Below are 14485 nucleotides of genomic sequence, written 5' to 3'. Positions count from 1 at the left end.
GTTATGGCTTGGGGCCCGTGCACCGGAAGACGACAAACTTCGGGTGCTGGCTCACCGGGGTGACCTGGCTGAACCAGCGTGTCAGTGTCTTGTGATAGTTGAGGTGCCGGTTTCCAACCACCCAAAATTCGCCGTTGTCCGCCAGGGCGCCTGCAGCCTGCTCGAACAGGCTGTGGGCTATATCGGTGGTGAGGGTAGTGCTCTGATGAAACGGCGGATTGCACAGAATGAGCGGTAGACCCGTTAGGCCAAGGCCGCTCAGGCCATTGTTGTGATAGAGGTGAACCTGCCGTCCGTTACCGGCTGCACTGGCCGTAGCTGAAGCAGTGGCCTGGCGGCTCTCGTCGATTAGAATGGCCAGGCTGTGCGGATGTCGGTGCAGATAATTCAGCGCCAGAACCCCATTGCCGCAGCCCAGGTCCACAAACCGGTCGACCGCCGGTAACTGGTCGAATACAGCCAGAAAGGCCAGGGCGCCCGGGTCGGGGCGGGCTTCGCTGAAACAGCCGGGCAGGGACACCAGGTTGACCTGACCGGCGACATAGTCATGAGCCAATTCTGGCGAGCCTTGAATGAGCGGGTCCGTCAGCGTGACGCACCGGGCTTTTTTGACCGCCAATCCCGGATTGATCTGTCCAAAATACCGCTGCATGACCTTCTGGTGACCTCGGCTCAGGTGTTTGACCATACCGGCTACCCAGCATTGTCCGCCTTCGGCGATGCGCCCGGCGATCTGGCTCAATTGCCACTCAAAAAGCGTCAGCGATTTGGGGGCGTGCAGAATCACCAGCGCGTAGTGGTCCTTCAGGTCAGCACTGGATTCAATAAGACGGGGTGTACTGGCCTGGTTGGCGCTGACGTTCAGCTTCAAGGCTTCACCGGCCATGGCGCTGTCGCTCCACCAGTCCGGGCTGGTCGAAGCCAGGGCCGTCGCCAGTGCGCCAAAACCGTCGTTGACCAGCAGCATCGGGCCAGCAGGGCCGTCGTAACTCTGCAGCCGCTGCAATACCAGCTCATCGGCCGCGTTGTAAGCTTGCAAGTCCGGCGCCGGTGGTACCCGGCTGAGCGTTAACTGAGTCAGATCCCCAATCATCAGGTTTTAACCAGCACCAGGCCCGCTTCCATGTGGTGTGTGTAGGGGAACTGGTCAAAGACGGCAGCGGCCTCAATGCGGTAATCGGAGCCCAGCGCCCGCACGTTGGCAGCGAGGGTGTCCGGGTTGCAGGAGATGTAAACGATACGCTCGAAATGGCGCGCCAGGGCCAGGGTGTCGTCATCGAGACCAGCCCGGGGCGGGTCGACCAGTAAGGTTTTGAAATCGTAGTCCGATACCGCCCATTCGCGCAGACGACGCGATTCGGTCCGCCCGAGCCAGGCGTTGGCGAAGTCTTCACTCGACATCCGGGCAATGGTCAGGTTCTCGATCCCATTGGCCTTGATGTTGTGCTGGGCACTCTGTACCGATACCCGTGAAATCTCCGTGGCAAGTGCGCGGTTGAAGTTGGTAGCCAGCGGAATTGAGAAATTGCCATTGCCGCAATACAGTTCGAGCAAGTCTGCTTCACAGTGGGTTGTGTGGTGTTTGGCCCAGCCCACCATCTGTTCGCAAACGCCAGCATTGGGCTGGGTGAAGGAGTTTTCGTATTGCCTGAAATAATAATCCTGCCCCTGAATGGTTAGGGTTTCGTTGACATAGTCGCGCGACAGAACCAGACGCTGCTTGCGTGCCCGGCCAATCACCGGGAACCCCCATTGTTCCTGCCAGTGTCGCCCGCGAACTTCCCAGGCATCGTCCAGCGCCTTGTGGTAGATGAGGGTGATGAGGGCGTCGCCTTGCTGGGTGGTAATGAATTCGACCTGAAATAACCGTTCCCGCAGCTGCGGGTCTTCGAGCACGCTGGTACGTACTTCTGCCATCAGGCGGTTCAGCAGTTTGCTGGCGACCGGAAACTGGTCAACCCGAACCGGAACTTTGGGGTCGGCCGGGTCAAACATGGCGTACCAGGAGTCGTCTCCTTCGTGCCAGAATTTGAATTCGGCCCGCATACGGTAGTGGCTGGGGGCTGACCGGAACACCTCGGGTTCAGGCAGGGTGATGCCGTCAAACAGCGTTTTCAGGCGCTCAACCTTCTCGGTCAGCTGTGTTTCATACTGTTCGGGCGCAAAAGGGAAGGGCATGACCAGTCCAGTTCAGGATTCGGGCCGCCATTCTAGTTATTCCCGGCTCTCAAACCAGTTTATACCGTTATCTACATTGGCTGATTTTGCCAATAGTCGAGTGCACTGGGAATCAGTATAATTCCGGGCCCTCAATCAGGCTGTTTGGCCTGACGTTTATCATTCATGTTGGAGTTTGCGTGATTCAAGACGCTGTTAGTCCCGAATTGGCCACAGAAGCCCCCGATCCGAAAACCGTACTGGGGGATATCCCGGATTTTCTCGGCAACCGTACTCCGCAAGCCTGGGTTGAAAAGGCACTGGACAACCTGACGGTGCTGCTGATCGATCACGCCCAATGCGAAAAAAAAGCGGCTTCGGCGGCCATGTCGATGATGTACAAATACGTCGATCGCCGTGAACTACTGTCGAAAATGAGTAAGCTGGCACGTGAGGAGCTGGTGCATTTCGATCAGGTGCTCAAGTTGATGGATGATCGTGGAATTCAATACACGCACCTTACAGCGGGCCGCTATGCCGGTGCCTTACACGAACTGATTCGCAAGAGCGAGCCGGAAAAGCTGGTTGATCGATTGATACTGGGGGCTTTTGTTGAAGCTCGGTCCTGCGAGCGATTTGCAGCGCTGGTGCCGGAATTGTACCGCCGGGGCGATGAGGTGCTGGGTCGTTTCTATTTCTCGTTGTTAAAAAGCGAGGCGCGGCATTACAAAGACTATCTGACGCTGGCACGGCAGTATTCAGAGACAGAGATTACGGATCGAGTTGATGCTTTTCGGGAGCTGGAAGCCCGCTTGATTGAATTGCCGGATGAGACCTTCCGCTTTCACAGTGGCGTGCCTGTGCAGGAATGACGGTCAGTCTTGCCCGAACGCTAACTGGGCAACGCTGAACCGGTTAAGCGTTTTACTATCCTGCTCGAATTGCAAATACCAGCCCAGTTTATCCCAATCACCCATTACCAGGCGTTCCCGCTCCGGTTCATTATCGTCCGAGATCATATGCCAGTCGGCCATATGGGTATGGCCATGGATTAGCCCGGCGTGCCGGGTGCCTTTCAGCGCACGTTTCACGGCTTTTTGATTCACGTCGATGTAGCGGGGCGCATCCGTTCTGTTTCGGTCTTTGCTGGCCTTGCGCAGGCGTTCGGCCAACGTTAGCCGCCATGCCAGAGGCAGTCGGCGCAGGGTGCCCAGCACGGCGGGAGACTGAATGATGGCCCGGTAACGCTGATAACCGCGGTCGTCGGTGCACAGTCGATCGCCATGGCTTAGCAGCCAGGTTTGAGTGTCAAACTGAACCGGGGTCGGGTCTGGAAGCAAGGTCGCATTGCAGCGTTTGGCGTAGTGGTTGCCGAGGGCAAAATCTCGGTTACCGACCATCAAATAGACCGCAGTGGTCTCACTCAGTTGATGCAGTCGTCTTGCTATGTCGTCATGCAGGGGAGTAGTAGCGTCGTCACCGACCCAATATTCGAAGAAATCCCCCAGAACGAACAGGGCTTCGTGCTGGCTGGCAACGTCATCCAGAAAGGCGTAAAAGGCCCGGACCAGGTCCGGGCGGGACTCGCTCAGGTGCAGATCTGAAATCAGAACAGCACGGCGGTGGTGTATCATCCGATCATTCCAGAATAACGGCTTTTTCGATGATGACGTCTTCAGTCGGCACATCCTGATGGCCAGCCTTGAAGGTTGTCGGTACCGCTTTGATTCGGTTAACAACGTCCATGCCGTCGGTTACCTCGCCAAAGACGGCATAACCCCAGCCATCGGTGCTTTCCGATTTGAAATCCAGGAAGCTGTTGTCAGCAATGTTGATGAAAAACTGGGCCGTGGCCGAGTGCGGATCAGCGGTACGGGCCATGGCAATGGTGCCAACTGTGTTCTTAAGGCCGTTGTTGGCCTCATTGTCGATAGGTGCGCGGGTGGAGCGCTGCTTCATGCCAGGCTCAAAGCCGCCGCCCTGAACCATAAAGCCGTTGATCACCCGGTGAAAGATCAGGCCATCGTAAAAGCCGGCATTGACGTACTCGGCGAAGTTGGCGCTGGTGTTGGGCGCTTTTTCAGTGTTCAGGGTCAGGGTGATGTCACCCAGATTGGTGGTCAGCAATACGTTCACAGGTTGTCCTCGGGTTATTGCGTGAGATTAAGGTGCAACCGCTTGGTTGCTATCAAGGTGTTTTCCATCAGCGTGGCTACCGTCATCGGACCGACACCGCCAGGCACGGGGGTTATCCAGGCTGCTTTCTCAGAGGCCAGTTCAAAATCCACATCGCCGGTCAGTTTGCCATCGTCGGTGCGGCTGATGCCCACATCGATCACAATGGCGCCTTCTTTGATCCAGTCGCCCCTGATCAGGCCGGGACGGCCAACAGCGGCCACAAGGATATCGGCTCGACGTACGTGTTTTTCAAGATCGACCGTGAACCGATGGGCGCAGGTTGTTGTGCAGCCGGCCAGCAGCAATTCCAGCACCATGGGCCGTCCGACATGATTCGAGGCACCAACGACCAGTGCTTCCTGGCCACGCAGATCCACCCCGGTTTCGCGCAGCAGGGTCATGATGCCTTTTGGGGTGCAGCTTTCGAGCATGGGCCGGCGTTGAACCAGCCGCCCTGCGTTGAACGGGTGAAAGCCATCGACGTCTTTATCCGGGCGGATGCGCTCGACCACGGTATCGGCATTAATATGCTCGGGCAGTGGTAGTTGGACCAGAATGCCATCAATGGAGGCGTCGTCGTTGAGATCGTCGATCAGCGCCAGTAACTGAGCTTCTTTGGTAGATGATGGCAAATCGTAACTGACTGATTTGAAGCCAACTTCATCGCAGGCGCGGCGCTTGCTGCCAACATAGACTTCGGAGGCCGGGTCAGTGCCGACCAGTATAACAGCCAGGCCAGGTGGCCGAATCCCCTGGCTGGTCAGGGCGGTGACTTCTTCGGCGACACGGGCGCGTACGCGGCTCGCCGTCGCCTTACCGTCCAGTATGTTTGCGGGCATGGAGAGGTTCCTTGGAAGTTTTGCGGATTTTCGCATGCCCGTCTGGGTCGGGCAAGGAAACACACTCAGTTCAAGGATTGATCGAATTAACCGGAAAAGGGTCTATCGTCTTGTTTTTCCTGAATTTTTTTAAAAAAGTGTTTGACGGCACCCCAGCCCGTCAGTAATATGCGCCCCACGTTGACGAGACGTACTGATCGGAGCATAGCGCAGCCTGGTAGCGCATCTGGTTTGGGACCAGAGGGTCGGGGGTTCGAATCCCTCTGCTCCGACCATTAATTTAGTAAGGTGTCGTCTCGGTGGGCAGGCGGTTTCGCCGCTCTGGTAGCGTGACCTTTTGGGATTACGCGCCCGTAGCTCAACCGGATAGAGCACTCGCCTTCTAAGCGAGTGGTTGCAGGTTCAAGTCCTGCCGGGCGTACCAGTCTCGTAACGATAATTTGTGGTGGGCGTAGCTCAGTTGGTAGAGCCCTGGATTGTGATTCCAGTCGTCGTGGGTTCGAGTCCCATCGTCCACCCCACTTATTATTTCAGAAAAGGCCGGTCTCCGGCTTTTTTTGTATGTGCGCTAAAAAAGTTGGGCGGCTTCTTGCTTCCCGGTGGATTCAATCGTTGGTTGAATCATTATTTGTCAGCAGGGCGGCCGGATACCGTTGACTGGGCTTGAATAGTACCCCCATCACCCCTACATTAACCGCCCCCTAATTAACCCAATGTACAGATCGGGCTTAGTTTACCGGTCATTACCTTATAAAAGAGCAAGAGGAAGCCTCATGCAAGTGTCTGTCGAAGCGACTACCGGTCTGGAACGCCGTCTGAAGGTGGGTGTCCCCGCCAGTGAAGTGGATAATGCGGTTAGTGAAAAGCTGAAGCAAACAGCTCGCCGCGTGCGCATCGACGGTTTCCGTCCGGGTAAAGTACCTGTTTCCGTGGTTAAACAGCGTTTTGGTGATGGTATTCGCGCCGAAGTGCTGCAGGAAGTAGTACAGAACAACTACGCAAGAGCCCTGACTGAAGAGAAGCTGACGCCTGCCGGTTCTCCGCGCATTGAATTCACTCAGGACAAAGCGGGCCAGGACGTTGAATTTGTCGCCACCTTTGAAGTTTTCCCTGAAGTAAAACTGGCAGCTTTCGACGGTTATGATTTCGACAAGCAGTCCGCAGAAATAGCGGATAGCGATATTGATGACATGCTGGCCAATCTGCGCAAGCAGCGTGCTGAATATAAAGTTGTCGATCGTGCCGCAGCCGATACTGACCAGGTCAAGATCGATTTTGTCGGCAAGGTAGACGGTGAAGCGTTTGATGGCGGCAGCGCCGAAGATCAGACCCTGATTCTGGGCTCCAAGTCGATGATTCCCGGCTTTGAAGACGGCATCGTCGGCATGAAAGCCGGTGAAACCAAGGCGGTTGATGTCACCTTCCCGGAAGAATACGGCAACAAGGAACTGGCTGGTAAAGCAGCGGTGTTCGATATCACGCTGAACGAAGTGGCTGAAGCCGAGCTGCCCGAGTTGAATGAAGCCTTCTTTGAAGCCTTCGGCACCAAGGGTACCGACCTTGAAAGCTTCAAAGTTGAAGTTCGCCAGAACATGGAACGCGAAGCTCGCAACGCACTCCAGGCCAAGCTGAAGAACGATGTCATCGAGAAGTTGGTCGAAGACAACAGCCTAGACGTACCTTCAGCGCTGGTTGATGAAGAGATTGGTCGTTTGCAGCAGCAAGCCGTTCAGCAGTTCGGTGGTGGCGCCCAGATGGACCCGTCCAGCCTGCCTAAGGAGCTGTTTCAGGAGCAAGCCGAGCGTCGCGTTAAAGTCGGCCTGCTGATGAACGAAGTGATCAACAGCGGCGAGCTGAAAGCAGACGATGCCGAGGTGCGCGCCTACATCGAAGACCAGGCTTCCGTATACCAGGAGCCGCAGCAGGTCATTGACTATTACTACAGCAATCGTGAACTTTTGAACCAAGTTCGTGCTGTGGTTGTTGAAAACGCAGCAATCGACTATATCCTGAGTAAATCCAAGGTGAACGAATCCACCGTAAGTTACCAGGACGCTGTTAAGAACAAGGCGGCGGCACAAGGCTGAATGCCAGTGCCGGCACTGATGTCGGCAGCATGAGGCAGCAATGAGAGTTGGCGCTTCCTTGGGGGTGCCAACTTTTTTGTTTTTTGAATACCAGGAGTCGAGTCAATGTCAAAGTTTGATGCCAACGGGTCCGCACCCGATATCATGAACGCCAGCGGTCTGGTACCTATGGTCGTTGAGCAGTCGGCTCGGGGTGAACGGTCTTACGATATCTATTCGCGACTGCTGAAAGAGAATGTAATCTTCCTGGTCGGTCAGATTGAAGACCATATGGCCAACCTGATTGTCGCGCAGTTACTGTTTCTGGAAAGCGAGAATCCGGACAAGGACATTTCGCTGTACATCAATTCGCCGGGAGGCTCGGTCACCGCTGGCATGGCTATTTACGATACCATGCAGTTCATCAAGCCCGATGTGAGCACCATGTGCATTGGTCAGGCGGCCAGCATGGGCGCGCTGTTACTGACAGCCGGTGCCAAAGGCAAACGCTTCTGCCTGCCCAATTCGCGCATGATGATTCACCAGCCGCTGGGCGGTTTCCAGGGTCAGGCGTCAGACATCGAGATCCACGCGCGCGAAATTCTGGAAATGAAACAGCGTTTGAACGACATCATGGCGTATCATACCGGTCAACCGCTTGAAGTTGTCGAGAAAGACACTGATCGTGATAACTTCATGAAAGCGGACGACGCCGTTAGCTACGGCCTGGTCGATAAGGTCATGCAGAGCCGCAATACTGGCTGATTGTGATGAAATCGCTAAAATACCTGTAAAATCAATCGGTTGATCATGTTTACCAAACAACCACAGTGGTTTCCCTGAAAAAACTTGCATTATCGGGGCTGTGGTTTCATCTTTAATCGAGCAACCGTTACCAATGGAGTAGTTGAATGGCCGACGATAGAACCGGAAAAGGCGAAGACGGTAAGCTGCTGTATTGCTCTTTCTGCGGAAAGAGCCAGCATGAAGTCCGTAAGCTGATTGCCGGGCCTTCGGTGTTCATTTGCGATGAGTGTGTCGATCTGTGTAACGACATCATTCGCGAAGAGCTGCAGGACAATGGTCCCAAGCACGAAAGCAGTAAACTGCCGACTCCCGCGGAAATCCGAGAAACGCTGGACGAATACGTCATTGGCCAGTCGCGCGCCAAAATGGTGCTGTCGGTCGCCGTTTACAATCATTACAAACGCCTGCAGTACGGTGAGCACAACGATGACGTTGAGCTGAGCAAGTCCAATATTCTTCTGATCGGCCCGACAGGCAGCGGTAAAACACTGCTGGCCGAAACACTGGCCCGCATGTTGAACGTACCGTTCACCATTGCCGATGCCACCACCCTGACTGAAGCGGGTTATGTGGGTGAGGATGTCGAGAACATCATTCAAAAACTGCTGCAAAAGTGTGATTACGACGTCGACAAGGCCCAGCGCGGCATTGTCTACATCGATGAGATCGACAAGATCTCCCGAAAATCCGACAACCCCTCTATTACCCGGGATGTCTCCGGCGAGGGTGTGCAGCAAGCCTTATTGAAACTGATTGAGGGTACCGTGGCGTCAGTACCGCCGCAGGGCGGACGCAAACACCCCCAACAGGAGTTTTTGCAGGTCGATACCGGCAACATCCTGTTTATCTGTGGTGGTGCTTTCGCAGGCCTGGAAAAAGTGATTCGTAATCGCTCTGAAAAGGGTGGTATTGGTTTCAGTGCCACCATGAAGACCAAGGACGAGAACCGGAACCTGGGTGAAACCATTGCCGATGTCGAGCCGGAAGATCTGGTCAAGTACGGCCTGATCCCGGAATTTATTGGTCGTTTGCCCGTGGTTGCCACCCTGACCGAACTGGATGAAGACGCCCTGATTCAGATTCTGACCGAGCCCAAGAACTCCCTGGTGAAGCAGTACCAGAAGTTGTTTGATATGGAAGGTGTCGAGCTGGATTTTCGCATCAGTGCGCTCAAGGCCGTTGCTCACAAGGCTATGGAACGTAAAACCGGTGCCCGGGGCCTGCGCTCCATTCTGGAGAACGTGCTGCTCGACACCATGTATCAGATTCCCTCGGAAACCGGGGTATCGAAAGTGGTTATTGAAGAGAGTGTTATCAAGGGGGAATCCGAACCCCTGCTGATCTATGAAACACAAGACAGCAAGAAAACAGCGGGTGGTCAGCACGACTGATCTGAAAACGGGCTTTAGGGCCCGTTTTTTATTCTGCGATTACGCTGTTGGCGCCTCCGTGTCGCAACCGGGCAGGTGAAAGTTTTATTGCCCTAAGCTCTTGATTTGGCGGGCCCAGGCGCCATTATCAATTCAAATCTGAACAGTTTTCGAGGTTCCCATGGAGCATTCTGACTCCCCGGCAGGCGATCCCATCGTATTACCATTGCTTCCATTGCGTGATGTGGTTGTTTACCCGCACATGGTCATTCCGTTGTTTGTTGGTCGCGAGAAATCCATAGCGGCTCTTCAGGCTGCCATGGACGATGGCAAGAAAATACTGCTGGTCGCCCAACGCAATGCCTCTGATGATGAGCCCGATCAGGGCGATCTCTATCATGTAGGTACCCTGGCGACGGTGCTGCAATTGTTGCGACTGCCAGATGGCACGGTAAAGGTACTCGTTGAAGGCGTTGATCGTGTCAGAATTGACGAGCTTGAAGAGGGCGAGGAGTACATAAAAGGGCACGCGACGCTAATGACCGGCGGACAGCTCAGTGAGCGCGAGAGCGAGTCTCTGGTTCGGCTGTTGATGTCCCAGTTCGACAAATACGTACAGCTGAGCAAAAAAGTACCCTCAGAGGTGATTACCTCGTTGAACAGTATTGAGGAGCCGGGTCGCCTGGCGGATACCATTGCCGCCCATCTGTCGCTGAAGATAGATGAGAAGCAGCAAGTGCTGGAACTGTCGGCTGATCGCGACCGTATCGAACATCTGTTGTCGGTTCTGGAAACCGAAATCGACCTGCTACAAGTCGAAAAGCGCATTCGCGGTCGGGTAAAAAAGCAGATGGAGAAATCCCAGCGCGAGTATTACCTGAACGAACAAATGAAAGCGATTCAAAAAGAACTGGGCGACCTGGATGAAAGCAACCCCAATGAAATTGAAGAGCTAAGCGGTAAGATCGACAGCGCTGGCATGCCTAAAGAGGCGCTTGAAAAAGCCAAAGCTGAATTGAACAAGCTGAAAATGATGTCGCCGATGTCGGCGGAATCCTCGGTCGTGCGCAATTACCTCGACTGGATGATCAGCGTACCCTGGTCCAAAAAGTCACGCGTTCGACATGATCTGAAGCGCGCCCAGGAAGTTCTGGAAGAAGACCACTATGGTCTGGATGAGGTTAAGAAACGCATCCTCGAATACCTGGCTGTGCAGCAGCGCGTGAAGAAAGTTAAAGGGCCGGTATTGTGTTTGGTAGGGCCGCCGGGGGTAGGTAAAACCTCCCTGGGTCAGTCCATCGCGCGCGCAACAAACCGCAAATTTGTCCGTATGGCGCTCGGCGGGGTACGGGATGAATCGGAAATGCGTGGCCACCGCCGTACTTACATTGGCTCGATGCCTGGCAAGGTAGTTCAGAAACTGAGCAAGGTTGGGGTGCGTAACCCACTTTTCCTGCTCGACGAGATCGACAAGATGGGGATGGATCACCGGGGTGACCCGGCATCTGCCTTGCTGGAGATTCTCGACCCGGAACAGAACCACACCTTCAATGACCATTATCTCGAAGTGGATTATGACCTGTCGGATGTGATGTTCATCTGTACCGCCAACTCGATGAACATTCCCGGTCCGTTGCTGGATCGGATGGAGATCATCCGCATTCCGGGTTACACCGAAGATGAAAAAGTGGCGATTGCCGAAAAATATCTATTGCCCAAGCAACTGAAGGCCAACGGACTGAAGGCAAACGAACTCAACCTGACCACCGGTGCGATCAGCGACCTGATTCGCTATTACAGCCGGGAAGCGGGTGTTCGTGGGCTTGAGCGGGAAATCGCCAAGGTAGCGCGCAAAGTTGTGATGGCCAACGTGCTGGAAAAAGAAACCAGAACGACAACCATCGACCAAGATAATCTGGAAGAGTTTTCCGGTGTCCACAAATACAAATTCGGATTGGCCGACAAGGAAAATCAGGTCGGTATGGTCACCGGTCTTGCCTGGACATCAGTGGGTGGTGAGTTACTGAACCTCGAGGCCACCTCGGTGCCTGGCAAGGGCCGAACTGTACAGACCGGCTCGCTGGGGGATGTGATGAAAGAATCCATCCAGGCGGCAATGACGGTGGTTCGCAGCCGGGCACAAAGCCTGGGCATCATGCCCAACTTTATTGAGAACCGTGACATCCATGTGCACGTTCCGGAAGGGGCTACCCCCAAGGACGGACCGTCCGCAGGTATTGGCATGGCTACTGCTTTGGTCTCAGTGCTGACTCGCATTCCGGTTCGGGCCGATGTCGCCATGACCGGAGAAATTACCCTGCGCGGGCAGGTGTTGCCCATTGGCGGCTTGAAAGAAAAGCTGCTGGCGGCTCGCCGAGGGGGTATAAAAACCGTTATCATTCCCAAGGAAAATGTCAGGGATTTGAAGGAGATACCGGACAATATCAAGAAAGAACTGGATATTCGTCCTGTTGAATGGATAGATGATGTGTTAAATGTAGCCTTGGAGCGCAATCCTACGCCACTGACCGATGCCCAGGTGGAAGCGGAAATGGCCAAGACTCGCTCTGAGAACCAGACATCATCTAGCCTCAGCACTCACTAGAACCGCTTGACAGTGGAATTTTGAGGCTGGTATAAAGTGGGTTCGACAAGAATCGAATGCACGGGCTGAAAAGCACAAACAAATAACAAAACAGGTGCAGGGTGCTTTAGTAAGCGCAATGCCCCGGGTTTAACACCCCAGGCATTGCCAGGGACATAAAACTGCATCACAACGAAGTTAAAGGGGAAAAGTGTGAACAAGTCTGAACTGATTGATGCTGTAGCGGCTGCGGCTGACATTCCAAAAGCGGCTGCTGGCCGTGCACTGGATGCAATGATTGACTCTGTAACTGACACGCTGAAAAGCGGTGATCAGGTCGTGCTGGTAGGTTTCGGTACCTTTGGCGTTAAAGAGCGTGCGGCCCGTACCGGTCGTAACCCTCAAACTGGCCAGCCGATCGAAATCAAAGCGGCCAAAGTGCCGAGCTTCAAGGCCGGTAAAGCGCTGAAAGACGCCGTAAACTGATTGATGGGTCTCGGGTGGGAGCCTCAGGCTCTCACCAGAACCCGGTTTAAACCGACAGCGTGTCAGCCCTGATGCGCTTTTTTTTTATCTGAATATCCGTAGTGTCCAGACGGGGTGGGAAGCTAAATGCTCCAGTTTTTCCGTAATGCAGCCAAGGGAGTGACGGGGAAGGTCATCGTCGCCGTTATCGTTGTTGCCTTTGCTTTTTTTGGTGCCGAGTCCATCGTCGGCATTGTAAACAATTCCGACCCGATTGAAGTCAATGGTGAGGGCATCAGCGATGTGCAGGTACAGCGACTGGTCCAGGAACGCCAACAGCAACTGATTCAGCAACTGGGTGAAAATGCGACCCCGGAATTGTTGAACTCGTCGTTTATCCGTCAGTCAGTCGTCAACGCCCTGGTCAATGAAGAAATTCAGCGACAGGCGAGTGTTAATCTGGATCTGGCCGTCAGCGAAGAAGAAGTTAATCAGAATATTCTGACCATTGGTGCGTTTCAGTCGAATGGCCGCTTTGATGAAGAAGCCTTTCGTCGGTATATCGCAATCAACGGCTTTACTCCTACAACGTTTCGCACCCAGTTGAGCAGCCAGATACGGCTGGAGCAAATGCAAGCGGGCCTGGTTCGTTCTGCCTTTGAACTGGAGCGGGATGTCGAACGTTCTGCTGCGCTGGAAAGCCAACGCCGGGAAGTGACTTATCGCCGTTACAACGCCGAAGACTTTCTGGATCAGGTCGACGTTACCGAACAGGACATTCAGACATACTACGAGGCCAACAGTGACCAGTTTTTGAACCCGGAGCAGGTTCAGGTTCGCTACGTTGTTCTTAACCAGAGTGATTTGATTCCGGACATGGTGGTGACCGAGTCGGACATAGAGTCCGAATACAATCGCTATGTCGCAGAAACCGAAGCTGAAACGCTACGCGAAGTGTCACATATCCTCTTTGCCGAGGGTGATGACCCCATGGCAGCAGCTGAAGCCGCCCAGGCGCGTCTGGACGCTGGTGAGTCCTTTGCTGATCTGGCCGAAGAGTTGTCTGATGACCCGGGCAGCTCGCTCGACGGCGGATATCTGGGCGAGTTGAGTGAAGGCCTCTATGTCGATGAATTCTTTGAGGCGGGTCAGCAACTGCAGACAGTCGGTGATGTGAGCGATCCGGTACAAACCGAGTTCGGTGTGCATCTGATCCGGCTGGAAACGCTTGAGCAGGCCGATGTTGAGCCGCTGGAAAGCGTTCGTGACGCCCTGGAGCAAGCCGTACGCGAGCGCAAGGCGCGTGAAGAGTTTGGTTTGCTTGAAACAGAAATGGCTGATATTGCTTTTCAGAGTGACCGCATTGACGAGGTTGCCGAAACGTTCAATACGGCGGTTCAAACCTCCGACTGGATTAACCGTAACAGCACCTCTGGTATTGCGGCTTCTGCGTCATTCGTAACGGCAGCCTTTTCTGAACCCGTGGTAGACAACGATCTGATCAGCGATGTTGTTCGTCTGGAAAACGGTGGCCTGGCGGTCATGCAACTGGAGGCTTACGAACCGGAGCAAGTGCAACCGCTGGACGCAGTACGAGACCGGATTGTTGACATTGTAACCAATGAGCAGGCAACCGAGTTGGCTGAGCAGGCTGCGACTGATGACCTGGAACAGGTGAGATCGGAAGGTGTGGTTGCGGATGAGCGCTGGGCTTCATCTACCGTGATCGATCGCGATAACAGCGAACTGCCCTCGAACCTCGTGCAGTTCAGCTTTGAGTTGCCGCGTCCGGCCGCCGATGGTCTGACCGTCGAACGGTTTACCGCTGGTGAAACCGTCTATCTGGTTGCTGTGTTGTCGGTAACAGAAGGTGAGGTTAGTGAGGATGTTCGCCAGTCGGTTGGTGACTACCTGGCGCAGCGTACCGGCCAGGCTGACTATCAGAGTTTCTTCAATGCTCTGCGTACCTCTGCCGACGTGCGCATCAGTGGCGCCTTGTCCCAGTAACGGAGTCATGCG

General features: G+C 54.5%; 12 protein-coding genes and 3 tRNA genes. 10 read left to right on the top strand and 5 right to left on the bottom strand.

All coding sequences use genetic code 11. The features are described from left to right. Nucleotide 1: 1 nt before the first annotated feature. Both ACHUE7_RS07290 and trmA read right to left on the bottom strand, forming a co-directional pair. Nucleotides 2–1093, bottom strand: coding sequence for a methyltransferase (locus ACHUE7_RS07290; RefSeq protein ID WP_394169391.1), 1092 nt, complete (start codon nt 1091–1093; stop codon nt 2–4). Beyond that, on the bottom strand, nt 1093–2178 hold the full coding sequence (gene trmA / locus ACHUE7_RS07285) for a tRNA (uridine(54)-C5)-methyltransferase TrmA (protein ID WP_394169390.1): 1086 nt from the start codon (nt 2176–2178) through the stop codon (nt 1093–1095). The genes ACHUE7_RS07290 and trmA overlap by 1 nt, the downstream gene beginning before the upstream one ends. A 179-nt stretch (nt 2179–2357) precedes the next feature. Here trmA and ACHUE7_RS07280 point away from each other — a divergent pair, with 179 nt between their 5' ends. Then, on the top strand, nt 2358–3029 hold the full coding sequence (locus tag ACHUE7_RS07280) for a MiaE family protein (protein ID WP_394169389.1): 672 nt from the start codon (nt 2358–2360) through the stop codon (nt 3027–3029). Nucleotides 3030–3032: 3 nt separating this feature from the next. On the opposite strand, the gene ACHUE7_RS07275 is transcribed toward ACHUE7_RS07280, so the two are convergent. The 3 genes from ACHUE7_RS07275 to folD are packed head-to-tail and all read right to left on the bottom strand — an operon-like array spanning nt 3033 to nt 5174. Continuing rightward, nucleotides 3033–3791: a UDP-2,3-diacylglucosamine diphosphatase gene (locus ACHUE7_RS07275; protein WP_394169388.1), complete on the bottom strand. Its 759-nt coding sequence runs from the start codon at nt 3789–3791 to the stop codon at nt 3033–3035. Between the two features lie 4 nt (nt 3792–3795). Continuing rightward, a complete protein-coding gene (locus tag ACHUE7_RS07270; protein WP_127555321.1) occupies nt 3796–4293 on the bottom strand; it encodes a peptidylprolyl isomerase in 498 nt (165 codons plus the stop codon). Nucleotides 4294–4307: 14 nt separating this feature from the next. After that, nucleotides 4308–5174, bottom strand: a complete 867-nt coding sequence (gene folD / locus ACHUE7_RS07265) for a bifunctional methylenetetrahydrofolate dehydrogenase/methenyltetrahydrofolate cyclohydrolase FolD (RefSeq protein ID WP_394169387.1) — start codon at nt 5172–5174, stop codon at nt 4308–4310. Between the two features lie 198 nt (nt 5175–5372). On the opposite strand from folD, the gene ACHUE7_RS07260 reads away from it, so the two are divergent. The 9 genes from ACHUE7_RS07260 to ACHUE7_RS07220 all read left to right on the top strand — a co-directional run bounded on the left by ACHUE7_RS07260 (nt 5373) and on the right by ACHUE7_RS07220 (nt 14473). After that, nucleotides 5373–5449 (top strand) — tRNA-Pro (locus ACHUE7_RS07260). 72 nt (nt 5450–5521) lie between these two features. Then, nucleotides 5522–5598, top strand: a tRNA-Arg gene (locus tag ACHUE7_RS07255). A gap of 21 nt (nt 5599–5619) precedes the next feature. Continuing rightward, a tRNA-His gene (locus ACHUE7_RS07250) sits at nt 5620–5695 on the top strand. Nucleotides 5696–5947: 252 nt separating this feature from the next. Further along, nucleotides 5948–7261, top strand: coding sequence for a trigger factor (gene tig, locus ACHUE7_RS07245; RefSeq protein WP_394169386.1), 1314 nt, complete (start codon nt 5948–5950; stop codon nt 7259–7261). Nucleotides 7262–7366: 105 nt separating this feature from the next. Then, entirely contained in the window at nt 7367–8005 is a 639-nt protein-coding gene (gene clpP / locus ACHUE7_RS07240) for an ATP-dependent Clp endopeptidase proteolytic subunit ClpP (RefSeq protein WP_127555324.1), read from the top strand. A 146-nt stretch (nt 8006–8151) separates the two neighbouring features. Continuing rightward, nucleotides 8152–9438: an ATP-dependent Clp protease ATP-binding subunit ClpX gene (gene clpX / locus ACHUE7_RS07235; RefSeq protein WP_213677967.1), complete on the top strand. Its 1287-nt coding sequence runs from the start codon at nt 8152–8154 to the stop codon at nt 9436–9438. Between the two features lie 160 nt (nt 9439–9598). Then, nucleotides 9599–12022, top strand: coding sequence for an endopeptidase La (gene lon / locus ACHUE7_RS07230; protein WP_394169385.1), 2424 nt, complete (start codon nt 9599–9601; stop codon nt 12020–12022). A gap of 192 nt (nt 12023–12214) precedes the next feature. Then, a complete protein-coding gene (hupB, locus tag ACHUE7_RS07225; RefSeq protein WP_028669965.1) occupies nt 12215–12487 on the top strand; it encodes a nucleoid-associated protein HU-beta in 273 nt (90 codons plus the stop codon). A 126-nt stretch (nt 12488–12613) separates the two neighbouring features. After that, on the top strand, nt 12614–14473 hold the full coding sequence (locus ACHUE7_RS07220; RefSeq protein ID WP_394169384.1) for a SurA N-terminal domain-containing protein: 1860 nt from the start codon (nt 12614–12616) through the stop codon (nt 14471–14473). The last annotated feature ends 12 nt before the right edge of the window (nt 14474–14485 follow it).

Origin of the sequence: Saccharospirillum alexandrii, from assembly GCF_043641555.1 — a bacterium.
Taxonomy (GTDB): Bacteria; Pseudomonadota; Gammaproteobacteria; order Pseudomonadales; family Natronospirillaceae; genus Saccharospirillum; species Saccharospirillum alexandrii_A.
This window is presented reverse-complemented; position numbering and strand designations above follow the sequence as displayed.